At 49.0% G+C, this 24,980-nt stretch carries 20 protein-coding genes; all 20 read left to right on the top strand.

The window, feature by feature from the left end; genetic code table 11:
• Positions 1-51: 51 nt before the first annotated feature.
• The 20 genes from D6024_RS24835 to asnB (D6024_RS24930) all read left to right on the top strand — a co-directional run bounded on the left by D6024_RS24835 (position 52) and on the right by asnB (D6024_RS24930) (position 24,948).
• Positions 52-1,533: a complex I subunit 4 family protein gene (locus D6024_RS24835; RefSeq protein ID WP_121357529.1), complete on the top strand. Its 1,482-nt coding sequence runs from the start codon at positions 52-54 to the stop codon at positions 1,531-1,533.
• A gap of 8 nt (positions 1,534-1,541) precedes the next feature.
• Positions 1,542-2,954, top strand: coding sequence for an NADH-quinone oxidoreductase subunit N (locus tag D6024_RS24840; RefSeq protein ID WP_205573368.1), 1,413 nt, complete (start codon positions 1,542-1,544; stop codon positions 2,952-2,954).
• 40 nt (positions 2,955-2,994) lie between these two features.
• Positions 2,995-3,384, top strand: a complete 390-nt coding sequence (locus D6024_RS24845) for a hypothetical protein (RefSeq protein WP_121357530.1) — start codon at positions 2,995-2,997, stop codon at positions 3,382-3,384.
• A gap of 107 nt (positions 3,385-3,491) precedes the next feature.
• Positions 3,492-4,328, top strand: coding sequence for a hypothetical protein (locus D6024_RS24850; protein WP_121357531.1), 837 nt, complete (start codon positions 3,492-3,494; stop codon positions 4,326-4,328).
• 90 nt (positions 4,329-4,418) lie between these two features.
• Positions 4,419-4,763 (top strand): hypothetical protein, encoded by a 345-nt coding sequence (locus tag D6024_RS24855; RefSeq protein WP_162945011.1) that lies wholly within the window; start codon positions 4,419-4,421, stop codon positions 4,761-4,763.
• Positions 4,764-5,077: 314 nt separating this feature from the next.
• Positions 5,078-5,482 carry a hypothetical protein gene (locus D6024_RS24860; RefSeq protein ID WP_162945012.1) on the top strand — a complete coding sequence of 135 codons (405 nt, stop codon included), beginning with the start codon at positions 5,078-5,080 and terminating at the stop codon, positions 5,480-5,482.
• Positions 5,483-5,754: 272 nt separating this feature from the next.
• Positions 5,755-5,928, top strand: coding sequence for a hypothetical protein (locus D6024_RS26935; RefSeq protein ID WP_162945013.1), 174 nt, complete (start codon positions 5,755-5,757; stop codon positions 5,926-5,928).
• A gap of 770 nt (positions 5,929-6,698) precedes the next feature.
• Positions 6,699-9,026 (top strand): GumC family protein, encoded by a 2,328-nt coding sequence (locus D6024_RS24870; protein WP_121357535.1) that lies wholly within the window; start codon positions 6,699-6,701, stop codon positions 9,024-9,026.
• A gap of 302 nt (positions 9,027-9,328) precedes the next feature.
• On the top strand, positions 9,329-10,699 hold the full coding sequence (locus tag D6024_RS24875) for a lipopolysaccharide biosynthesis protein (protein ID WP_162945014.1): 1,371 nt from the start codon (positions 9,329-9,331) through the stop codon (positions 10,697-10,699).
• Entirely contained in the window at positions 10,687-11,499 is an 813-nt protein-coding gene (locus D6024_RS24880) for an FkbM family methyltransferase (protein ID WP_121357537.1), read from the top strand. Before D6024_RS24875 ends, D6024_RS24880 begins: the two co-directional genes overlap by 13 nt.
• Positions 11,486-12,802 (top strand): glycosyltransferase family 4 protein, encoded by a 1,317-nt coding sequence (locus D6024_RS24885; RefSeq protein WP_121357538.1) that lies wholly within the window; start codon positions 11,486-11,488, stop codon positions 12,800-12,802. Before D6024_RS24880 ends, D6024_RS24885 begins: the two co-directional genes overlap by 14 nt.
• Before the next feature lie 69 nt (positions 12,803-12,871).
• Positions 12,872-14,137 (top strand): O-antigen ligase family protein, encoded by a 1,266-nt coding sequence (locus D6024_RS24890; protein WP_121357539.1) that lies wholly within the window; start codon positions 12,872-12,874, stop codon positions 14,135-14,137.
• A complete protein-coding gene (locus D6024_RS24895; protein WP_121357540.1) occupies positions 14,130-14,753 on the top strand; it encodes an acyltransferase in 624 nt (207 codons plus the stop codon). Before D6024_RS24890 ends, D6024_RS24895 begins: the two co-directional genes overlap by 8 nt.
• Before the next feature lie 75 nt (positions 14,754-14,828).
• A complete protein-coding gene (locus D6024_RS24900; RefSeq protein WP_121357541.1) occupies positions 14,829-16,259 on the top strand; it encodes an MBOAT family O-acyltransferase in 1,431 nt (476 codons plus the stop codon).
• A 6-nt stretch (positions 16,260-16,265) separates the two neighbouring features.
• On the top strand, positions 16,266-17,198 hold the full coding sequence (locus D6024_RS24905) for an SGNH/GDSL hydrolase family protein (protein WP_121357542.1): 933 nt from the start codon (positions 16,266-16,268) through the stop codon (positions 17,196-17,198).
• A gap of 152 nt (positions 17,199-17,350) precedes the next feature.
• On the top strand, positions 17,351-18,544 hold the full coding sequence (locus tag D6024_RS24910) for a glycosyltransferase family 4 protein (protein ID WP_121357543.1): 1,194 nt from the start codon (positions 17,351-17,353) through the stop codon (positions 18,542-18,544).
• Positions 18,545-18,643: 99 nt separating this feature from the next.
• Positions 18,644-19,837, top strand: coding sequence for a glycosyltransferase family 4 protein (locus D6024_RS24915; RefSeq protein WP_121357544.1), 1,194 nt, complete (start codon positions 18,644-18,646; stop codon positions 19,835-19,837).
• 17 nt (positions 19,838-19,854) lie between these two features.
• On the top strand, positions 19,855-20,988 hold the full coding sequence (locus tag D6024_RS24920; RefSeq protein ID WP_121357545.1) for a glycosyltransferase: 1,134 nt from the start codon (positions 19,855-19,857) through the stop codon (positions 20,986-20,988).
• A 59-nt stretch (positions 20,989-21,047) separates the two neighbouring features.
• Entirely contained in the window at positions 21,048-22,940 is a 1,893-nt protein-coding gene (gene asnB / locus D6024_RS24925) for an asparagine synthase (glutamine-hydrolyzing) (RefSeq protein ID WP_121357546.1), read from the top strand.
• A 94-nt stretch (positions 22,941-23,034) separates the two neighbouring features.
• The gene (asnB, locus tag D6024_RS24930) at positions 23,035-24,948 is read left to right on the top strand and encodes an asparagine synthase (glutamine-hydrolyzing) (protein WP_121357547.1); all 1,914 of its coding nucleotides are present in this window, start codon (positions 23,035-23,037) and stop codon (positions 24,946-24,948) included.
• Positions 24,949-24,980: the final 32 nt, after the last annotated feature.

The following is a 24,980-nucleotide window of genomic DNA, read 5'->3' on the forward strand; positions in this document are numbered from 1 at the left end:
TGCTGTTTTATCTACTAACAGGTCGAGCCTACGGCTCTTAAATAACGCATTATGAACTTATCACTATTGATCATTGTACCGCTACTTACTGCCGTCAGCCTGCTCTTTAGCAAGGGACTGAAACAGGTAAGAACATTTTCGCTTGCCGGTTCTGTTGTGCAACTGGCCCTGTCAATTTTTCTGTTGACGGAGTATTGGCAGCAACGTTCCACTGTTACCTCACCCATGTTGTTTGAAGATAGTTACACCTGGTTCAAGCCACTCGGCATTAATTACCATGTAGGAGTAGACGGCATTTCCATTGCCATGATCCTGCTGACGGCCTTTGTAGTGATGGCAGGCGTACTCATTTCCTGGGCACAGGAAACCTGGAGCAAAGAATTCTTCTTCCTGTTGATGTTGTTGAGCGTGGGAGCGTACGGCTTCTTTATTTCGCTGGATTTGTTTACGTTGTTTTTCTTCCTTGAAGTGGCCGTGATTCCGAAGTTCCTGCTAATTGGTATCTGGGGCAGTGGTAAAAAGGAGTACAGCGCCATGAAGCTGGCCCTGATGCTCATGGGCGGTTCGGCCCTGGTGTTTGTGGGCTTAGCAGGCATTTACTATAATACGCAAACCTTCGACATGTTGCAGATTGCCAAAACGTCCATTCCACTGGAGGTGCAGCAATTCTTCTTCCCGTTTGCGTTTGTGGGCTTTGGTGTCTTTACAGCTTTGTTCCCGTTTCATACCTGGGTGCCGGACGGTCACTCCTCGGCACCCACGGCTGCTTCGATGTTCCTGGCCGGTATTTCCATGAAACTGGGTGGCTACGGCTGCCTGCGGGTAGCTACCTTCCTGATGCCCGATGCGGCACATAGCTATTCCTGGATTATCATTCTGCTGGCAACCATTGCCATTATTTATGGCGCCTTTGCCACCATGATGCAGACAGACCTGAAATACATCAATGCGTATTCCTCCGTCAGTCACTGCGGCTTTGTGCTATTGGGGATCGGGATGCTGACAAAAACATCCATCAACGGCGCGGTGCTGCAAATGGTGTCGCACGGGTTGATGACAGCCCTTTTCTTTGCCGCCATCGGGATGATCTACAGCAGGACGCATACAAGGGTGGTGGCGCAACTGGGCGGTTTGCTGAAAGTAACGCCGTTCATTTCCACCGTGTTTGTGATTGCCGGTTTGTGCTCTCTTGGCTTACCTGGCTTTAGCGGGTTTGTGGCGGAGATGACCGTTTTTATGGGTTCCTGGCAAAACCCGGATGGCTGGTATCGCTTTGCAACGATTTTGGCCTGTGCTTCCATCGTGGTCACGGCTGTTTACATTTTGCGGGCAACTGGCAAAACCATCATGGGACCCATGAGCAATGCCTACGAAACACTCACCGACGCCACCTGGAATGAAAAGCTGGCAGCGGGCCTTTTGATCCTTGGTATTGTGATCATTGGCGTTGCGCCATTCTTGTTGAACCAACTGATTGCCCCCGGCACAGATGTCATTATGCAGCAACTGGGAAAAGCCATCACACTTAAATAGACTGAATTATGTGGACCGATTTTTTGCTACTCATGAAACAGGAAATGGCACTCGTGGTGATCATCTTTTTCCTGCTGATCCTAAAGCTGGGAAAAGACCGCAGCAACGAGAGCTACCTGAAAATTGTGAACGGCTTGTTGCTGCTCAATTTGATCTTCGGTTTTATAAGCAACAGGGACGGTGTATTGTTCAATGAAATGTTTCGCAACAACGGCCTGATGGTGCTGGAAAAAAACATCCTGAACCTGGGGATGTTGATCATCTCCCTGCAGTCCTGGTCCTGGCTGAAAGGGCATAAGCACACACCTGAATTTTACATGCTGCTTCTTTCTACAATGCTCGGTATGTTCTTTATGATCTCGGGTGGCAACTTGCTGATGTTCTATCTCGGCCTGGAATTGTCGACCATCCCGCTGGCGGCAGCCGCCAATTTCGACCTCACCAAACGGCGATCTTCCGAAGCGGCCATGAAACTGATCTTTTCCTCGGCTTTTGCATCGGCCCTGCTGCTCTTTGGTATTTCCATGATTTACGGCACAACGGGCACGCTGACTTTCTCACAATTGCCCCAGCACATCACCGGCGATCCGTTGCAGCTCTTTGCGTTCATACTCATGCTGGCAGGATTTGGCTTTAAAATTTCCGTTGTGCCTTTTCACCTGTGGACCGCCGACGTATACGAAGGCGCCCCGGTTGCAGTCACGTCGTTTTTGTCCGTCATCTCAAAAGGTGCGGTACTGTTTGTATTTGTGTCGGTGTTGTACACTGTTTTTCGTCCGATCGCCGGTGTGTGGTACCTGATGTTTTTTATCCTGTCGCTGCTGACCATTTTTGTGGGAAACCTCTTTGCCATCCGGCAAAATAATTTCAAGCGCTTCCTGGCTTTTTCCTCCATAGCGCAAATTGGTTTTATCCTGATCGGTATCGGCGGTAGTTCGCCGGAGGGGATGAGTGCTGTGGTGTATTTTGTGCTGATCTATGTTTTCTCCAACCTGGCCGCGTTTGGCGTGGTGTCCGTCGTGAGCGCTGCCACAGGCAAGGAAAGTATTTCCGATTACAAAGGCTTTTACAAAACCAATCCCGTGCTTTCCTGGATGCTGACAATTGCTTTGTTCTCGCTGGCAGGCGTGCCGCCAACAGCAGGGTTCTTTGGAAAATATTTCCTTCTTTTTGCCGGTGCCGCAAAAGGAAACTACTGGCTGATCAGCATCGCTGCACTCAACTTGGTGATTTCGTTTTACTACTATCTGCGCATTGTCAAAGCCATCTTTATGGCCAGCAATGCGGAGCCGATTGAAAAGATCACGATCCCGCTTTTCCCTCGTCTTGCACTGTATGCCTGTATGGTTGGTGTGATTGTCGTTGGCTTTGTGAGCTGGATCTATGAGTACATTCATTCGCTCAGCTATGGATTGCAGTAAGGCAGCCGGGATCATTTCAAAAAAGTAAACAAAAATTCTCATGGCCATTAACAAGAACCACGAATTTGAAGAACTGAATGGTGTGAAATGCGCCATCGTAGAAAAGAACGCTTCGCAGGAACGGGTGGATTTTTTAAAAGACCTGTTGGAATCGAACCAATACACGGTGGTCGTCGTGCCCAGCGCACCGCCCAAAGCGGCTACCGCACCTGCCGCTCCGGCTGCGGAAACAATTGAAACGGCCCCTGCGCCGCCACCAGCGCCCACAACATTCACCATAGGTGTGACGGATGTGACGTTCAACCCGGTCAATGCTGTTTTTGGACGCTTGCTCAAAACTAAAGACGGGCATGTGGTGACGCTGGCTTACTGGCAGCAAAAAGAAGCCATCGCCCGGGATGAAGTGCCGTATTTTGAAAAGCAGTCCTAGCCCGGTCATTGCCTGCCTACAGCCCGATCCCTGAGCACAATCAGTTGTCTTTCTAATGGATGTCAATTCTGTCCTTACGCGACAAATTAGTTTTGTAAAAAAGATCAATGGAAAGGATTTTACTGATCGTCAATGCGCACCATCCCGACGTGCCGTCGATTGAATTTGCTGCCCGGATCGCATCTTTAGAACGAACAGGACTAACGGCAATTTTATTTGAATCGACCCATTACGAACCGGTCTTAATGGAACAACCGGAGGTTTTCCAGTATTTCACCAATGTGGTTCAAACCGGCGAGGCTGTCCTTGTACGGGCCAATACAGACAGAACAGTCAATTTGATCGAGGAAGAATGCCGTTTTGCGGGTGTAGAACTGGATTTGGTTATCGACCAGGGAAACCCGGTGGTCAAAACGCTCAGCGAAAGCCGGTTTGCCGACTTTATCATCATCGATCCTGAATTCCGGCTTTCGCCAGGTCACGAGGGGGCGCCTTCGCAAATGGTCAGGGAGATCCTTCTTCACTCCGAATGCCCGGTATTGCTTTCACCAAAAGAATTTGCAGGCGTGAATGAGGTGGTGTTTTGTTATGATGACAGTGCTTCATCGGTTTTTGCGATCAAACAATTTACCCTGCTTTTTCCCGTTTTTAAAAACAGCCGCGCAGTGCTCCTGCAGGTTCATGCAGAAGGGGAGAACGAAAAAGGTACCGACGGACAAAAGCGGATGATGGCCTGGTTGAATATGCATTATTCTTCGGTGACACGCCAGGTATTGAAAGGAAATGCAAAGGAAAAACTGTTTACTTATTTCTTTTTGCAAACAAAAAAGATCGTCATATTGGGCGCTTATGGCAGGGGCATCGTCTCTAATTTGTTCAGGAAAAGCCATGCCGACGCGTTGATCCGGATGGTAGACCTGCCGCTTTTTATTGCGCATCATTGAATTTAACGTGTTTACCTAGGGCCAGTATTTTTACTGTATTGGCATAGTCGATGAAATTTCAACCTAACGAAAACGTCAAATTACCCAAACATGTTCTTACATATCAGCGATTGCATGACGATTGAAGAAGTAGAGGACCGGTTCAGGGAATGCTTCCCGGGCCTCGAAATCCGATTTTACGCCTCTCCATTGAAAAAATTTTCAGCTGTTAACCCGCCACGGTTGAACAAAACCGACCGGATTGAATACATCCGACATTACCATTATAATGGTGCACTGGAGATCAAGTCCTGGTTTTCTGCAGCAAGGGTGGAGCAGGAACTAAAGGAAATGTTCGATCTGAACGCCGGGATTTTCCGGACTGGCGAGGGCGGTACGCTTGTCCATGTAGCATCGGAAGACGAACTGGTGCCTCATCTGGAAAATCACCATTAGACGGAACCTGGAGGTTTCAAACATCTACACAAAATATTCTCCCGGTCGGCCGGCGCTGGTCTTTTGTTGCAACAGCTGTGGTCGCCACGTATCTTAACGATATTCTGTTGCAGCACTGCTCGTTGCCGGAAAAGCTCGGTTTTTCTTTCCGGGTTTTCCTGCAAGAATTGAAAGCCCCATCGTATTGGCGTTTTGTTTAAATTCAAGGTCCGAACCGCGAGAGCCCTGCGATTGCCTTTCCGAGTGGCAATGGCAATCAAAGTGGAATGGATGTTGAAGATTTTCCGGTCGGATTTCCCTCAATCAGCCAGTTTATGGATAAAGAGCAAATGACCGAGGTGTACGTGAGCGATGGGTATTATTCCATTTTCTACCGCCTGTTTCTACTTTTTATGCTGGCCATCCCGGTGACGGCTTTCTTTCTGGGCAATGGGTGGCTTTGTTTCGGTTTGCTCTTTTTTATCGTTAGCAGTTGGATTGGTGTCTTTCTAATGCCTGTTGTTTTGGTGTATTCGGTTTGGGTCTGGTTTCATTCCGGTTTTTCCTTTTCGCAATACAGTACGTTCTTTCTGGCTTGCAGCGTTTGCGGTTATTTGTTGTTCACTCTTGCCCGTAAACGCGTTTTTGTCGAGGATAATCTGACTGATTGTTTATCTGGCGAAACGCCGGCCGATTTTGACACACAAATAAAACAATCCCTTCACGACCACCTGAATTAACAGAATGGATTCCATCTGTTTCAACGCAAGGGCAATCCTTCGAACTATCCATTCTTTACAATCGCCAATTTCAGGCAATATTTTCCCCAAATTGATAAGTCCGGTTCAACCAGACCGTATGCAAAAAACCGGCTCGTAGTATAAATGATAGCAATGTGAGTAAAGACTGAATAACAAGCGTTTGGTCTTTTTCGACGTCCAAAATGCGTAGTTTCACGTTGATGAAATAAGCGTTAACTTTTATGTTTGTGCGTAATCCAACCCTATCCAAAATGAAGTCTATTTCGTTACATTTTGCAACAAAGAGTCAGCTGTTGGAGTTCCTGGTCATGGCGGGGGATATCCGTTGCACGGTCGATCTGCAAAATCTCATGCTCACCTCATTCGATTCTGAGCTGGACTTGCTGCCTGTAATGGACCAATATCTTTCAGCTGTAGCAGGCTAGTACCGGATGGGAAGCTGGCTACAAACAGGCAAAAGCTGAACGAAAAAACAGCCCCATGACTGCGGCCCAAACAAACGCAGATCCCCATAACCATGTGGCTGACCGGTTGCTGAACCAAAAACTTCGGCAACAAAATTGTACATTTGGTTACACCTGATATCCTACTGAAACCTTTTACCATCGTCGAAATTTCCGGAAGCCAAGTAAAATGGCTTTCGATTTGAGTACCCATCATCCTCATGACAAGCCGGGAGAAATGCTTTTAAAGCTGTCCGCATTCTCGTAAAATCTCAATTTTCCTGTGTCGTTCCCGTCGCTCTCTGATTGCATGGCTGGGCCATTCATTCGTGTAGGGGTAACCGGTGTATGACGCATCCCAAAACAGGGCAATGAACAATTGGATTAAAAGGCCTTTGTCATTTTGTTATCGTTAACTGCTTGTGGTGATTGTCGGGCGGCACAATTTTTTCTCAACAAGCTGCCATTGAAGTTGCAGCAGGAAAAGTGCATTGTGCCAGAAAACTCCGCCCGGGGACAAGCGGTAAAGAAATGTTGAAGACAGGGACCGGGAGGCGGCTCGATAAATGGATAGGCTTAAACTTTGCTAAAGGATTTACTTATCTTTAAATTAACGACGCTACAGGTGTAAGCAGAGTAGGGATAGGGGCTGTTCGGCTGAAACCGTAAGCAGGGACAAATCAGTTGAAAGGTCCTGGGAAGAAAAGGCACCGGCAATAGTTTTGAGAAAACGAGACAACCATCATTGATATATGAATATTCTGACCTATAAAAAAGAAAAAAAAGAAGATAACCTGATCAGCGTGATCAGGTTTCGATTTATCCCTTACTGGCCTCTTTTTATTCTTTTGCTGGTGGTGAGCGCTATTGGGGCGTGGCTATATTTAAAAACGGTCACCCCTGTTTATCTGGCCTCCGCTTCGGTGGTTATAAAAGATGAAAAAAAGGGAACGGACGACTCTAAACTCCTCGAATCGCTGAATATTTCCTCCTCGAAGAAAATTGTTGAGAATGAAATTGAGGTGCTCCAGTCAAGAGACTTGATGAAGAAAGTCGTGACGAAACTGAAGTTGTATGCGCCGGTTTATGAAAAAGGAAGTTTCAAAGACGTGTCAGCCTATACCACTTCTCCGGTTATCATCGAGGCCAAAGATCCGGACCATACCGCCGCCAAAGACCGCATCTTTTTTACGTTCAACAATGCTGAGTCGGCCGTTACTATCGGTGGCCGTAAATATCCTGTCAATTCCTGGGTAACCACCCCATACGGCGTTTTAAAATTCACCCGCAACGCTAATTTTCAGCAAGCCGCAGCCGGCCCTCTCTATTTTACACTGAACCTCCCAGTGAATACCGCCGGCGGGTTGGTGCAAAACATCAGTGTTAACCCTTCCAGTAAGTCTTCTACGGTATTGGACATTGCCTATCACGATGAGTCGCCAAACCGTGCACAGGACATCTTGAATGAGCTGATCAGCACTTATACGAAATATACGATTGAAGAAAAGAACAGCATGGCTTCCAGTGCTGTTTCGTTTATCGAAGAGCGGTTGAAAACCGTGGCCCGCGACCTTGATTCGATCGAGCGCACCCTGCAGAACTACAAGGCAACAAAAGGTATCGTGGATCTGAGCGAGCAGGGAAAACAGTTTTTGCAAAACGTAGGTGAGAACGACAGGAAAGTAGGTGACATCAGCGCCCAACTGGCGATCCTGAACCAGGTGGAGAACTACGTGGTCAACAAAGGCGAAGCGGCCGGGATGGTTCCGTCTACTGTTGGCTTGAGCGACCCCGGCCTGACGAATTTGCTCCAGCGCCTGAGCGAAAATGAGCTGAAGTACGAGTCGATGAAAAAAACGGTTGGTGAAAACAACCCAGGCGTAGCTGCCGTGGCAAAAGAGATCGACCAGCTCCGACCAGCGGTGCTCGAGAATATCCGCAACCAGCAGCGAAGCCTGCAGGCCAGCCGGCGGGACCTGAGCTCCACAAGCGGTACGTACACTTCGATGCTGCGAACCATTCCGCAAAAAGAGCGTGTTCTGCTGGATATGAGCCGCCAGCAATCGATTAAAAGCGGGGTGTATTCCTTCCTGCTGCAAAAAAGAGAAGAAGCTGTATTATCATCATCTTCGATCGCGGCCGACAGCCGGGTCCTTGATTCGGCAGTGGCTTCGTCCGCACCGGTCAGCCCCAAAAAAATGCAGACCTACGCAATGGCCCTGGTACTGGCATTTATCCTGGGCATTGGCATTGTTAGTGCAAAAGAATTCTTCTCCAATAAAATCCTTTTCCGTTCCGAGATTGAGACCCTTACCGCACTGCCGGTTGCCGGTGAGATCACCAGTGTCAAACACAAAGACGAACTGGTCATTGTGGATCCGAAAAAGCTTTTCATGGCCGAACAGTTTCGCCAGTTAAGAGCGTCTATTGGACTTTACAGCAAGGTGGCAAACGAGAAAAAGATCATGATCACGTCCAGTATTTCAGGCGAAGGAAAAAGCTTTATTGCTTCAAACCTGGGTCTTAGCCTTGCCATGTCGGGTAAAAAAGTGGTCCTGGTTGACTTTGACCTTCGCAGCCCGAAAACATCCAGAACTTTTGGAATGCAGCAGGAAAAAGGCGTAGCCGAATTCCTCGAGGGCAAAATAAAAATTGAAACCACCATCCACAAGATCGAAATCGAGCAAAGCGGGTATTCCAATATGTATATTATACCAGCCGGCAGGTCGGAAATCAACCCAACGGAGTTGTTGCACAGCGACAAAACCAACGAGTTCTTTTCTTACCTGGAAGCCAATTACGACTATGTTCTTGTGGATACGTCGCCGATCGATGCCGTCATTGATGCATACGTGCTATCGGATTTTTGCGACAAGACCTTGTTTGTTGTTCGCCACGGATACACGCCAAAAACGATCGTGCAGTTGTTCGACAAGAACGCAAAGGTCAAATCACTGAAAAACCTGGCGATCGTCTTTAACAGCATTAAACCGAGAGGGTTTGCAAAAAATACATACGGTTATGGCTATGGTTATGGCTACACAAATGTGTATTCTTCCAAGTACACCGAGCCGACCTGACGGCAATGACTGGAGGAAAAACACGCATCGGATCAGCAGGAAAATAAATAATTCTTTCATTAACTTGGTATCGGACTGGTACTGGGATGAGCGAAGCTCTGTTCGCTAAGAAAGAAAAGACCTTTCGTCATTGCAACGCCAACCTCCTGGCGCCGTGCAAATCAAAAGCCTGGCATGAGATCCGCCCCGCGGCTTCCAGACGTTTCAGTTAGAAATTTCAACACATCAAAAAAGACATTCGCAGTTGTTGGCTGTCCTGAAAAAGGAACGCTATTCACTGCAATAAACATTTGCTTTTGGGAATGATGAATTATATTGCTTTACCGATCAGGGCTTTTCGCAGTTATTTCGACAGGGGCCATGCCCGCAGCACCAACATCGTCAAAAACATCTTTGCTTCCTTTTTTATCAGGGGATGCAGTATCGCTATCAGCCTGGTGCTGGTACCGCTTACCATCCACTATGTCAATCCCACGCAATACGGTATTTGGCTGACACTCAGCTCGATCATCGGTTGGTTTGGCTTTTTCGACATCGGTTTCGGCAATGGGCTTCGAAACAAGTTTACCGAAGCCATGGCCAAAGGCGAGCATGAAAAGGCCCGCGTTTATGTCAGCACGACGTATGCCATCCTTGGCCTGATCATCGGCGTTGTGCTGGCGCTTTTTCTTTGCATCAATCCCTTCCTGAACTGGGAGAAAATTCTCAATGCCCCGGCCGGGATGGGCGGCCAGCTGCGTATACTCGCCCTGATCGTTTTTGTTTTCTTTTGCCTGCAGTTCGTTCTGCAACTCATCACAACGATCATTACGGCCAACCAGCAACCTGCCAAAGCGGCCGCCTTCAACCTGCTCGGCAGCGTTTTTTCGCTGGTCGTCATTTACATTCTTACGAAAACCACGGCCGGGAACCTGGTTTACCTGGGACTGGCCCTGGGTGCTGCGCCGATCGTGGTGCTGACGGCCTCCACGCTTTGGTTTTTTCAACGCGACTACAGGTTATATGCGCCTTCACTCCGGTATGTGAATATGCGCCATGCGAGAGATTTGATGGGCATCGGGATGAAATTTTTTATCATCCAGATTTCCTTCGTAGTCCTGTACCAAACCGATAACATCATCATCGCCCAGCTTTTTGGCCCCACACAGGTAACGCCCTATAACATTGCCTACAAATATTTTGGCGTTGTGCCGATGATTTTTGGCATATTCATCACCCCGTTCTGGAGCGCCTTTACAGAAGCCTGGATCAAGCAGGATATTCCCTGGATTAAAGGCACTATGAAAAAGCTGAAGCTGTTCTGGCTTCTCCTTGCCTTCGGCACGCTGACCATGCTTTTGCTTTCGGCGTTTGTTTACCGCTTTTGGGTGGGCGACCAGGTTGTCATCCCGTTTAATATTTCACTGATCCTGGCCGTTTATGTGCTGGTGAATGCCTGGAACGGCATCTATAGCCAGTTCCTGAATGGGGTAGGGAAAGTGAAGATCCAATTGTATGCAGGAGTGGTTGGCATGCTCCTGAACATACCCCTGGCAATCGTTTTAGGAAAAGCCGTCGGCGTTGGCGGCGTTCTGCTGGGAAACGTCATCCTGGGAGTCATCAACATGATTTGGATTTCGATTCAATACAATAAAATCATCAACAACAAAGCCACTGGATTATGGGGGAAGTAACTAACATTCTGAAAAAGATTGCCAAAAAAGCAGCCTACCAATACTCGACCGAAGCACGGGAGATCGGGCGGATCAAAAAAATTCCGCGCTACCAAAATGGTGAGACAAATCTTTTGGGTGGAGACTTCCGTTTTGTTGATTCTGCCTCTTTTATCGGGCAGTATTTTTCGGTATTGAATGGCAGCGTGTACAAGTTCAGGGCCGATACCGATGAACCACTGATCATCGACTGCGGCGCCAACATCGGCATGAGCATTCTTTATTTTAAAAAGCTCTATCCCAAGGCCCGGATCATTGCCTTTGAGCCGGATAAGAAAATCTTTTCCACCCTGGAAAAAAATGTCGAGGCTCGTGGCTTTCGTAATGTAACGCTGGTGAACAAAGGTGTTTGGAATACGGAGGGTACGCTACGTTTCCGGGCGGAAGGTGCCGACGGCGGCAGCATTGTCGGGGAGAATGGCAGCACTGCAGGAGATGTGGCCATCACGGAAATCGAAACAACGAGCCTGAAACCCTACCTTGAGGGCAAAGTTGATTTCCTCAAACTTGATATTGAAGGAGCAGAGGCCGTGGTGATCGAAGATTGCAAGGATTTGTTACAAAACGTGCAGCATCTTTTTATTGAATACCATTCCATTGCCAATGAGCCACAGCGGCTAGACGAGATTCTGCGTGCCCTGCGTGCCAGTGGCTTCCGGTATTATATCGAATCGGCCATTATCAACAACCGCACGCCGTTCCTTGGACCCGAAACACTCAACAACTTCGACAACTTTTTGAATATCTATGCAAACAGATAAGCCAGCCAGGGTCTTGTGGTTTACGAATACGCCTTCACTCGCTGCTGAAATGCTGAACCTTCCGACAATCGGTGGAGGTTGGATCAATTCGCTGGAGGAAAAGATCGGCGCTGTTGCGCAAATCGAATTGGGCGTGGCCTTCCGGCACGGACAGGGTGCCTTGCAAAAATTTTCGAAGAACCGAACGACCTATTTCGCCATCCCGGACAACACATCCAAAAAGAAACTGCTCGCTGACAGGCACCGCAATCGCCTGGACAATGAAAGCCTGGTAAATTATTGTGTGCAGATCGTCAACGAGTACAAGCCCGATGTGATCAATATTTTCGGGACCGAAGACGCGTTTGGCCTGCTTATCGACAAGGTCAACGTGCCGGTGGTGATTCACCTGCAGGGAATCCTGTCCGTGTACGAATTGAAATGGTTTTCCGGGAATGTGTCAAAGTCGGACCTTGTCCGTCATTCTTCCCTGAAAAGTTTTTTAAAAGCCGAAAGCCTGTTACATGGGTACCGGTATTTTCAAAAAGCAGCCGAACGGGAACGGAAAATATTCAGACTGGGCCGCTATTTTATGGGACGGACGGACTGGGACAAACGTGTTACTCAGGTTCTTTCGCCGGAGGCCCGTTATTTTCACAGCGACGAAATGCTGCGGAAAGAATTTTTCCGGGCTTGCTGGCAAAAGGATGCGCAAAAAGCGAAGGTGTTTGTTTCGACCATCCAGGCCAACATTTACAAAGGACTCGAAACAATTTTGGAAGCAGCCGCCTTGCTGAAAAAAAACAACGCTTTTCCATACCAGTGGCTGGTCGCCGGTATTCCCGGTGACCATGTGCTGGTGAAAATATTTGAGAAAAAGACAGGCTTGAAATTCAGTGATGTCGATGTGCATTTTGTAGGAAAGCTGACGGCTGGCGACCTGGTACAAACCGAACTGAATGCCGACCTTTTTATTCATCCCTCGCATATCGACAACAGTGCAAACAGTATTTGCGAAGCCATGCTGCTGGGAATGCCGGTGATTGCCACCTATGCCGGCGGCACCGGTTCGTTGCTGGTTGATAATAAAGAAGGTCTACTGGTGCAGGACGGCGACCCCTATGCCCTCGCAGGAGCCATCCTTGAGTTGATAAAAAATCCGGGGTTTGCGGCCGATTTGGGACGCAATGCACGCAAACGGGCATTGGAGCGCCATCACCCGGATGCGATCGTTCAAAACCTCCTTAACATCTATGCATCCATTGGCAACGTCAATATCGTGAAGCAAAAAGAAGCCCTGCCGGTGGAAGACGTGGCCAATTAAAAAGAGATCCGGTTTACCTGTCAAACAGCATGAAAACAACCCAATCACCAAGTCAATTAATTTGGAGCCATGAATAAATATTGTTTGAATTTATTCAGTGTCCTGTACCCATTCTACCCATTTTGGGCCTGGTTGTGTTTTTCGTTTGCCCACAAGCCGATTGAGCTGGTGGTTACCAGCCTGCTGTTTCCGCTGGCGATCTATTTTTTGATCTACCAGAACAAGCGGCTGCCGAATTACCTGGTGTGCTTCCTGCTCTTTACCGCTTACCACGTTGGGTCGGCCTTTGTGAACGATGCGCTGCCGGATGGATCGAGCAAATTGTATTTTATTCTTTCCGATTCCAACGTACTGGCCGCCCTGTTTTTTATCGTGGTGGAAAATACGCAGTTCGACGAACGATTTATCGAGCGGATGAACAGGAACATCCTGGTGGTTCTTTTTTTGTCACTGGTCGTGAGCATATTGCAGACGAGAGACGTGCACTTCTTTTTTAATTCGGCGGTGGATTACGACCTGTCGTACACCAATGAAGAGCGGCTGCCCTCTATCTACAGCTGGACGGGACTAAACTCGGTGGGTGTGACCTTTCCCATTCTCGTGGCCATCGCGATCAGCGTATACGAAAGTAAAACGCCGATCCTGGCAATGTCGATCCTGACCGGCATCATCGTGGCATTCCTTACCAAAGGCCGCTACATCATGATCTCCACGATCATTGCGTTCATGCAGTTGTTCTTCTCGAGAAAATATTCAATGACACGCAAGCTTTATTTTGTTGGTGCCTTTGTGGCCCTGATCGCCGTGGCGGGAGTGGTTGCGCAAAAGGCCAATTTCAACATCAACGACGTTATTGAAAAACGGATCCTTGAAAAAGAGTCGGATTTCGCTTCCGCCAAGGCCAGGGTTTTGTCCTACGAAGTATTCCTGAAGGTGTTTCCCGAACATCCCCTGTTTGGCGTCGGTCCCAAAACACGACCGGACGTCATTGCGATGCTGCAGGGGGAAGCACCGCTGATCCACGTTGGTTACCTGTGCTTTTTATATTTCTATGGTGTCGTTGGATTTGGGTTTCTCTTGCTCGCCCTTTTCTTCCTGTTGAAAGATGCCTGGGGCGTTGGCCGGCAATACGGCTTTTGGGCCAGCTTCTATGGCCTTCTTGGGTTTTGCTTTGCCAATGCCACGATGGTGTATTTTAATTTCAGCGAGATGGGAATTGTGCTGGCTGTCATCTATATCCGGTTCCTGAAATCCATTTATATCGTGGAAATCGACGAAAACGAGATCACGGAGGAAGCCCTGTTAACTGATAATCTGCCCGTAGCTTATGACTAAAAATGTGTTGACAAAAATTACCCAGGACAGAGGAAGCTGGTGGGTTCACAAATCCGACAATCTTTTCTCTTCCTTTTACAAGGCCACTTCCGGTTTTTTGGTGGCCATTATTGCCAAATTAAGAGGCATCAACGTTGCGAAAGGATGCCGGTTTTACGGCATTCCCCACTTCCGTCGCTATCCCTTCTCACAAATAGAGATTGGAAAGAATTGCACCTTTCGTTCCGACCAGACCTCCAACCTGATCGGCGTGAATCGCAAATGCATCCTGTCGACCCACGAAGAGAATGCAACGATCGTCATCGGCGAAAACTGCGGCTTCAGCGGGGTGACCATTGGGGCGGCCAAAGACATCCGGATCGGCAACAATGTACTCTGCGGGGCCAATTCGGTCATCACCGATTTCGACTGGCACACCGATATCAGCAAAACGGAACCGGCACCGGTGGTCATCCACGACAACGTGTGGATCGGCCTCAATTGCGTTGTACTGAAAGGCGTTGAGATTGGCGAAAATTCCATCATCGGCGCTAACAGTCTTGTGGTGCGGGACATTCCGCCAAACGTGATTGCCGGCGGTAATCCGTGTAAAGTGCTCAAAACAATCAACCCTTAAAACAAACCATTCATTTCAATTTCCTGGTAACGCAATCGGTACCCAAACGAGCGAACCAACCAAAACCCGTCCGCCATGTTGTTCAACAGTCTTCATTTTGTTGTTTTCTTTATCGTGGTAACAACACTCTATTTTGTTTTGCCACACCGCTACCGCTGGTTTATGCTGCTGGTGGCGAGCTGTTATTTTTACATGGTATTTGTGCCCATTTACATTTTGATCCTCGGGGGCACCATTATCGTCGACTATTTTGCCGGCATCTGGCTCGAGAAGATGGAAGGCAAGGGCCGCAGGGTTTTCCTGATCGCGAGCCTGGTGGCCAATATCGGCGTGCTGGCCGTGTTTAAATACTACAATTTTTTAAACCACAACCTGTCGGTTTTGCTCAATTCCTTCGGCTATCGCAACTCGATACCCAACCTGAGCATCCTGCTGCCGATTGGCCTTTCGTTTCACACGTTCCAGGCGATGAGTTACACCATTGAAGTGTACCGGCGCAAGCAAAAAGCAGAAAAGAATTTCGGGATCTATGCCCTGTACGTGATGTTTTACCCGCAACTCGTGGCCGGACCCATTGAGCGGCCGCAAAACATGTTGCACCAGTTTTACGAAAAACATTCCTTCGATTTTAAAAGGGTAGTGGACGGGCTAAAGCTGATGCTGTGGGGCTTTTTCATTAAGCTGGTGATCGCCGACCGGCTGGCCATCTATGTGAACGCGGTGTACAACAACCCCGATAAACATTCCGGCTTTACGCTGGCGCTCGCCACCGTGTTTTTTGCCTTCCAGATTTATTGCGATTTTTCGGGCTACAGCAACATTGCTATCGGTGCGGCCCGGGTCATGGGTTTTAAACTCATGACGAATTTTAACCGGCCGTATTTCTCCCGCACGATTTCGGAATTTTGGAAGCGCTGGCATATTTCGCTGTCAACCTGGTTCACCGATTATCTCTACATCCCGCTGGGCGGAAACCGCGTGTCGGTGCCGCGATGGTATTTCAACCTGTTTTTTGTTTTCCTGGTAAGTGGTTTGTGGCACGGGGCCAACTGGACCTTCATCATTTGGGGCGCCATCAACGGGTTTTACCTTGTGTTTGCGCTGGTCACTGCAAAATGGCGGAACAAGCTGACTGCCTTTGTCGGCCTGGACCGGCAGCCATCGCTCCACCGCTTTCTGCAAATTTTTACCACGTTTATCCTGGCTTGTTTTGCCTGGATCTTTTTCCGCGCCAATTCGGCCGACGATGGTTTTTTGATTGTCCGCAGAATCTTCGAGTTCCAGGGACCGCTGTACATCGGCGATCTGCCGCAACTGGCCTATTGTGTGATCAGCATCTTGTTTTTGCTTCTGGTGGAAATGAAGCAGGAATACGTCATTCATACGCCGCTGCCGTTCCAGTCCAGGTATTGGCTGAAAGAGCAACTGGCCTACGTAATGTTGATTATCATTATCCTGTTGATTGGTGTTTTTGACAGCAGTCAGTTTATTTACTTCCAGTTTTAAATTGTTATGAAAAAGAACCTGGTCAGGCTTCTCATCTTCCTTGGTATCGTGCTCGCACTCGACAAAGTCATTGGCGTTGTTTGTCAAAAATTGTATGTGCGATCGAACGAATACACCGTTCGCAAACTCCGTTATACGCTCGACTCTACCCGCCAGGAAATTTTAGTTCTTGGCAGCAGCCGTGCGGAACATCACTTCATTCCCAACATCATTAGCCAGTCAACGGGAATGACGACCTATAATTGTGGTTTTGCCGGTGAAGGCTTCCTGTTTTCGCTGATCCAGTTGAATGAAACGCTGAAGCGGTACACGCCGCGCTTTGTTGTGATCGAGGCTTCGCCCAGTACACTTTCCCTGCCCAATCCCGAAGAAAGCCTGAAGCTGCTGCTGCCGTATTACAAAAGGGATTCGCTTATTTATAACGCCCTGACCGGGAACGGCTATTTCGAACACCTGAAGTTCGCCTCTTCGATTTATCCGTACAACTCAACCATCGCCTCGCTGATCAGCGGTAACCTGAAGCGCGGATCTGATACGCTCAACGGATTTAAGCCGCTCGATGGAACGATCGACACCAGCGGCGTGGCGGCACGCATGAATGCAACTTTCGTCAACCCTTATCCGCCGGAGAAATTTGTTACCCTCAAAGAAATTATTTCTACCTGCCGGCAGCGCAACATCCCGGTGGCGGTGGTCAATTCCCCGGTTTACCTGACGAATACGGTCCACGACCAGGTATCGAACCAGATCAAAGCCATCTGCGCTCAATATCCTAACGCCGTATACCTGGATTATTCCAAGTTAGATTCCTTATACGTGCAAGGACAATATTTTAAAGATTATTCGCATCTGAACAGCGCCGGTGCCGCCATCTTCACGAGAGCTTTGTCAAAAGATCTTGCGGAGCAAATACGGGCAAAAACTTACGCAAAACGATGAGAGTGGACGGTTGAATGCAGCGAACTGGGCCGTGGTTTGTTTTTTGCCTGTTCAATGGCCGTGCAGAAAGGGGCAGTTGGATAGCTAAATTGGCTGCGACGCCGGTATAAACGAGAAACGATCAATATATTCATACAAACACGTAAAGAGAAATGGGAGTTGTTATTTTAGGTGATTTGTTTCATTTTCCGGAAGGGGGCGCCGCCACCAACCGGGTCTTCACCTATGCCAAGGGATTGAAAGAGTGCAACGTGAACGTAGATGTTGTTTGTTTCGGAAACGATTATGTAAAGGAAACAAGCGGCGTTGCGGATGGCATTCCTTTCAACTACCCGTTTGGACAACAGGAGCGTAATCCTTCCTTCTTCGTTCGCCGCTGGCTGACGGTAAAAAAATACTGGAATACGTATACACTGCTGAAAAAGATCAGCAAATCCCAGCGCATCGAGTCGATCATTGCCTACAGCAATTTTTCATTGACTCATGTCTATGCCTGGGTTTTATCACGATTGTTTGGTGCCGTGCTGTTGAATGAGTGCAACGAGCACCCGCTTCGTTATTACCAGGATGGATTTTGGAAACGCAAACAGGGCCTGTTCAAATGTTACCTCGAAGCGCACCTGGCAGACGGCATTATTTGCATTTCGCAATACCTCGTACAGTTTTTCCGGCAGAAAGGCGTGAGCGAAAAAAGGCTTCTGCTATTACCCAGTACGGTCGACAATACGCGGTTTCGTTTGTTCGGCACTAACCCGATGAAGGAACCTTACATCGGGTACTTTGGCTCGCTCACGTTCGACCGGGACAATGTAGACCTGCTGATTCGGGCTTTTGCCAGGATGTCGTCCCAGCAACCGGCTGTTCGCCTGGTACTTGGCGGGTTGGCGTCGCAGACAGAAAAAGAAAAGATCCGGAACCTTGTTTCCGAACTTGGCATTTCCGACAAAGTGCAGGTGCTCGGCTTTTTGCCGCGGGAGGAAATTACACGCTACATCACCCACGCCGGGGCATTGGTCATGGTACGGGGCAAAGACCTGCAATCGGAAGCGTCGTATCCCTCTAAATTGTCGGAATTCCTGGCCACGTCGAAGCCAGTTGTCGCGGTTAAGGTGGGAGATGTGCCTGCCTACCTGAACGACGGCGTGCATGCCTACCTGGTGGAACCGGGTGACACCGATGGGCTGGCGCAAAAGCTGGCGTTCATTTTCAACAATTACCAGCAGGCCGCATCCGTAGGACAAAAAGGCTACGAGCTGACGACAACGACATTTCATTACCGTGTGCAGGTAGAAAGGCTGTTGTCATTTATTGAATCCCTGAAAAAGAAAAAGAGCGGAAATCGATAGCACAAAAGCAAAAATTTAAAAGCCGTTTCGTGAGAGGAGAAAGAATAATCCGTTACATTTTGAAACAGAAAACTTGCAAACTGAATAACTGGTGCTGATATGAGGAAATATAAGTTCTGTTTTTTCGGAGAGGTTGCCGGTGCTTTGGTTGGTCGAACATCCGGGGGTGCGCAGGTCCAGATTGCCCTGCTGGCAAAAGCCCTTGCCCTGAAAGGTCATGATGTGGTTGTGATAGATCCTTTTTCAAATGGGGAAGACTTTGTAACGCCAGAAGGTGTACGGTTGTTGACTGTACCCGGTTGGAACAACGGTCTCCCGGGTCTCCGCATGTTCACCAACCGGCTGCCGGCTCTGTACAAACTGTTTCGTGCACAAAAAGCCGATTTCTATTATGTGCGTACACGGGCTTATGTTCATCTCGCCAATTACCTTGCCGCCCGTAAAACAGGAGGGAAGCTGATTGTGGCTGTTGCATCCGATATCGATGTGCAGCGTTACAGCCAGCAATACCGCAATGAATATAAAGGCAGTTTAAGCCTTGCCAATTACCTGGGCGTGAACTTGCCCAACGACATTGCAACCAAGTTCCTGCAGCGAAATGCCGACATTGTTCTCCTGCAGCACGCCGGTCAAAACAGCAACCTGGAATCTGCCCGGGGAAAAGTGGCGGTGTTCCCGAATATCATCGACAAAACAAAAGTTCCCACCGCATCGCAGCCGGCAAAAGACTATTTTGTGCATGTGGGGTCGCTGAGTATGTTGAAAGGTGCCGATAACCTTCACCGCCTTGTTAACCTGGTAAACGACAGCCTGCCGATCGTCGTCGTAGGGCAAGCCAACGACAGCAAATCGGAAATCATCCTGCAAAAGCTACGGGAAAAGAAAAACGTCATTTTACGTGGACGGCTTTCGCACACCGAAACCCTGGAGGTTATCGCCAACGCAAAAGCCCTGATCAATACATCGAATTTCGAAGGCTTTCCCAATATCTTCCTTGAAGCCTGGGCCAGCGGGGTGCCGGTGATCTCGCTGAATGTGAACCCGGGTAATGTTTTCAACCGCTATCCGCTGGGCGTTTATTGCGACGGCGATTTCACGAAAATGAAAGCAGCTATGGAGACAAACACGGTTGATGAAATGGACAAAGAGCAAGTACGATCATACATCGATCAATACCATGACTTTTCAACAGCGGCCGACCGGTTGCTGACCTTGCTGACAGCACCGGCCGCAATGCCAACAGATAAAAAGACCAGGTCTGTTGCCGGATCATTCGAAAATCAACTTTTATAACCTAAAAACTTACCTGCTTGAAAATCTTATTCGTTATTGATAGTCTTGGCAAAGGTGGTTCCGAACGGCGGATGCTGGAACTGGTTAAAAATATTACGAAGACAACCCATCACCAGGTTGTATTGGTTTGCCTGACGGACTACATCGAGTACGAGTATGTCTACAGCCTTCCTATTACATTGCATGTAATCAAGCGGAGCGTCAAAAAAGACATATCGACCTTTTTCAAGCTGTTTTCGCTGATCAAAAAAGAACATCCCGATCTGATTCATTCATGGAGTTCCATGTCGAATATTTATACATTGCCTATTGCAAAACTGCTCAACATTCGCTTCATCACCAGTGTCATTGCGGATGCTCCGAAAAACATGACCTATCGCCACAAAGCCTATTTCCGGGCCAAAATGGTTTTCCCGTTTGCAGACAGGGTCACCAGCAATTCCCTTGCAGGCCTCAAAGCGTATAAGGCGCCAATGAAAAAAAGCCGGTGCATTTACAACGGTTTTGACGGCAACCGCATCACGGTGCTGGACGATGCGGCTGCAATCCGGCAGCAACTCGGTATCGGCAACAAAAAAGTCATTGGAATGGTCGCCGGGTTTGAACCCAGAAAAGACTACGCAACCATGATCGATGCCGCCTGCCTGGTGCTGGCGCAATATCCCAACGTTGTCTTCCTGCTCATTGGCGATGGTGGGTTACGCGAATCCATGATGCGAAAAGTGCCGGAAGCACATCGAAAACAAATTTTGTTTTTGGGCAAGCTCGGTAATGTAGAATCTTACATCAATTTTTTTGACATAGGCGTGCTGTGTACAAACACCAGCGTTCACCAGGAAGGAATTTCCAATTCGATCCTCGAATACATGGCCCTGAAAAAACCGGTCATCGCAACAGAAGGTGGCGGCACCAACGAGATTGTCGTTGATGGTGAAACCGGTTTTCTTGTGCCGCCGCACGATGCGTCGGTGCTGGCAGGTAAAATGCTGCTCCTGCTGAACTACCCTGAACTGCGACAAACGCTGGGCAGCAATAGCCAAAAGCGGGTAAGGGAGGTATTCAGCATCGAAAAAATGTGCAACCAGTTTTATTCGCTCTACGACGAGTTGGTGAAAAGCCAGCCAGGCCTGGTAAATGCAACAATCCAATAGCGAACCCTTGAAAACGATCTCCTCCCTCTTATTTTGTATAAACTTTTAATTTACACTCTATGTGCGGACTGACCGGATTTTGTGATTTCAACAAACGACTGAACGCGGAGCATCTCGCAAAGGCCAACGATACGCTGGTGCACCGCGGACCCGACAGCGGCGACCAGGCTTTTTTCCCTGAATCCGCGGTCAACATCGGGTTTGGGCACAGGCGCCTTTCCATCATGGATGTATCGAGCAACGGTAGCCAGCCGATGTTCAGCGACGACGGAAATGTTGTGATCATATTGAACGGTGAAGTGTACAATTTCAAAGAGATCCGGGAAGACCTGGTTGCCCGCGGCTATAGTTTTCATTCCGACTCGGATACGGAAGTCGTGCTCAAGGCCTACCAGGAATACGGCATCAACTCGGTGCAAAAATTCATCGGGATGTTTGCCTACGCTATTTACGACAAGCCAAAGCAATTGCTTTACCTGCTTCGCGACCGCGCCGGTGTAAAGCCCCTGTATTATTATCATAAAAACGGCAATTTGCTGTTTGCCTCGGAACTGAAAGCCATTTATGCCTACCCGGCTTTTGAAAAGGAAATCAGCAAACAGGCGGTTTCGCTGTATTTCAAATACGGCTATATCCGGGCGCCGCATACCATCTTCCGCAATACCTACAAATTGCGTCCGGGCCATTATCTCCAGGTAGACCTCAAAAGCCGCCAGGTAAAAGAAGTGCAGTATTACAATGTGCTGGATTTTTACAACAAACCGAAATTGCGGATCGGGGAGGAGGAGGCTGCCGAGGAAGTGGAAAAGTTGTTTACGTCTGCCTTCCAATACCGCATGGTGAGTGATGTGCCGGTTGGCGTTTTCCTCAGCGGCGGCTACGACAGCGGCGTGGTAACAGCCATTTTGCAAAAGAACAACACGCAAAAGATCAAGACCTTCACCATTGGCTTCAATGAAGAAAAATACAACGAGGCACCGCACGCCAAAGCCATGGCCAACTATCTTGGCACCGATCACCACGAGCACTACTGCACCACCAAAGAAGCGCTCGATATTTTTCCCACCATCCCGGATATTTACGACGAGCCGTTCGGCAGCAGTTCAGCCATCCCGACAACGCTGGTGAGCCAGTTTGCCCGCAAGCATGTGACGGTGAGTTTGTCAGCCGACGGGGGGGATGAAATTTTTGCCGGTTATCACCGTTACCAGCATCTGCATAAAGTGAACAGTGCCCTGGAGCGTTCACCCCAATTCCTGCGCAAAGCGGGCAAGGCGCTGATCAATGCATCGACGGCCGTATTGCCTCCCATTAAAAAAGTGCACAAGATCGGCCGGATGTCGGAGATCCTGAACAGCTACGGAAATTACGGGTTGGCTGATATTTACAGCCAGCAGTATACCATTCGCGAACTGGCCAGCCTCATGCCCGGCAGCGATGTGGAACTGGGCCTGTACGACGATCTCGGCAAGATCAACAACGAGAACGATTTCATTAACACCTGCCTGGCCCTGGATTACAACTCCTACATGATCGATGATATCCTGGTGAAAGTAGACCGTGCAACGATGAGTGTAGGACTGGAGGGCCGCGAACCGCTCATTGATCACCGGATCGTTGAATTTGTCTCGCAGCTTCCGTCGAACCTCAAATACAACAACGGCGAAAAGAAATACCTGCTGAAAAAAATTACGCACAAATACATCCCGAAGGAAATGATGGACCGGCCAAAAACCGGGTTCGGAATTCCGGTGTCGCAATGGCTGCGCAACGAGCTGAAACATTTTCTTTTCGAATTGATCAACGAAGAGCAGATTGCCAAGCACAACCTGATAAGCGCCAAAGAAGCAATCGCCGTGCGGGATAATTTTCTTGCCGGAAACGATCGCAGGGAAACCCAGGTGTGGTTGCTGTTGGTGTTCCAGATGTGGTGGAACCGGTGGATGGAGTAGGGGGGCAACAGTGCCGCTGTGATTCATTGTATTTACAGCAAATCGCAAGGAATTTTAGTCAAAACAAATTTTCAACTTCATTAATTCACGATAGATGTGTGGTATTGCAGGATTTTTTCATTTTGAAAAAGACCGGCCGGCAAACGCCCCGGCGCTGAAGCAAATGACCGACGTCATTGCGCACCGCGGCCCGGATGGTGAAGGGTTTCATGTGCAGAAGAACCTGGCGCTGGGCCACCGCCGCCTGGCGATCATCGATCTCAACACCGGCGAGCAGCCCATGTACAGCCCCGACCAGCAAATCGTGGTGGTATTCAACGGGGAGATCTACAATTACATTGAACTCCGGGAAGAATTGATCCAACTCGGTGCCCGGTTTACCACCACTTCCGACACGGAAGTCATTATCCATGCCTATCGCACCTGGGGGGTGGATTGCCAAAAGCGTTTCAACGGCATGTGGGCTTTTGCCCTTTGGGACGAATCAAAGCAACGCCTTTTCATTTCCCGCGACCGGCTGGGCGAAAAGCCGCTCTATTACGCGGTGCACGACCAATCCTTTGTTTTCGGCTCGGAAATCAAGGCCGTTCTTGCCTATGGTGTGCCGGGGAAGCCAAGACTGGAAATGACAGAGCTGTACCTGTCGATGAGTTTTCTCCCGGCGCCCTATACTTACTACCAGCACGTGCAGCAACTCCTGCCGGGCAAATTCCTGCTGGTTGATGAAAACGGGATCGTGGAAAAAACTTACTGGGATTTGCCCGATATTACCGAAAAAGACCTGACAAAAGATAAGGCGCGGGTGGAGAAAGAGTTTGAACAACTGTTTCATGATTCCATTCGCATCCGGATGCGAAGCGATGTGGCCTTTGGTGCGTTTCTGAGCGGCGGCCTGGATTCATCGTGCGTGGTCAGTGCAATGGCAAATCACACATCGAAGCCGGTGCAAACGTTCACGATGGGCTTCGAGAACAAGCAGTACGACGAACGCAACCTTGCCCAGTTGGTAGCCGACCGTTATCATACCGATCACCATGTCGGCATTGTATCATCGGAGCATTTCGAAGCGGCGCTGGAAAAAGTTCTCCAGCAATACGACGAACCGTTTGGCGATGCCTCAGCGATTCCAACCGGTCATATTTCCAAATATGCGGCAGAATACGTGAAGATGGTGCTGACCGGCGATGGTGGCGATGAAGTGTTGTCCGGCTACACGACCTTCCAGGGCGAAAAGTTCGCGGCGCAATATCAGCGGGTTCCGGCATTTGTGCGCAATTCGCTGCCGGTCCTGGCACAGCTATCCGCCAGGCCGTTGCGGGGAAGCCTCCGATATAAATTGAACCGCGTGTCAAAGGTGTTGCAGGCAAGCAACCTGCCGTTTGAGCAACGCTTGCTGAACAAACTGGCACACACAGCGCCGGAAAACATTGCATCCATCCTGCAGCCCGGCCTGAAAACGCTTTCGTTTTTTGAATTTTACAACGACGCGATGAAAGGATGCCGGTTCACCGATCCGTTCTACAAACTGGTGTATTTCCAGCACAAGGTGACGCTTCCGGGCGACATGCTGACAAAGGTCGACCGGATGAGCATGGGCTATTCGATTGAAACGCGGATTCCCTTCCTGGATCACCGGATCGTGGAGCTGCTTTATGGCGTTGATAAAAGCGTGAAAACAAAAGGCTACATCAACAAAGTGATATTGCGCAACGCAGTCGCCAACAAAGCACTTCCGCCGGAACTGCTCGATGCCCGCAAAAAAGGCTTTACCGTTCCGCTGCGCGACTGGTTCAAAGAAGACTTCCTGGACCAGAAGATCCGGAAGATCCTGCTCTCGCACCAGGGCGCTATCTTCAACCCGGCGTGTATCGAAAAGCTGATCGATCAAAACAAAAAAGGCGAGTTTGACATCGGCAATTTTATCTGGATGCTCACCGTGCTGAAAAGCTGGATGGACAAGAGCCGGCAAAGCCGGGACCTGCCGGCCGTTACCGAAAACGCCGCGTAAATTGCGGCGGTGCGGGCAAGTGAGAGGGCCGG

The sequence above is a fragment of the Flavisolibacter nicotianae genome (assembly GCF_003628535.1).
Lineage (GTDB): Bacteria > Bacteroidota > Bacteroidia > Chitinophagales > Chitinophagaceae > Flavisolibacter > Flavisolibacter nicotianae.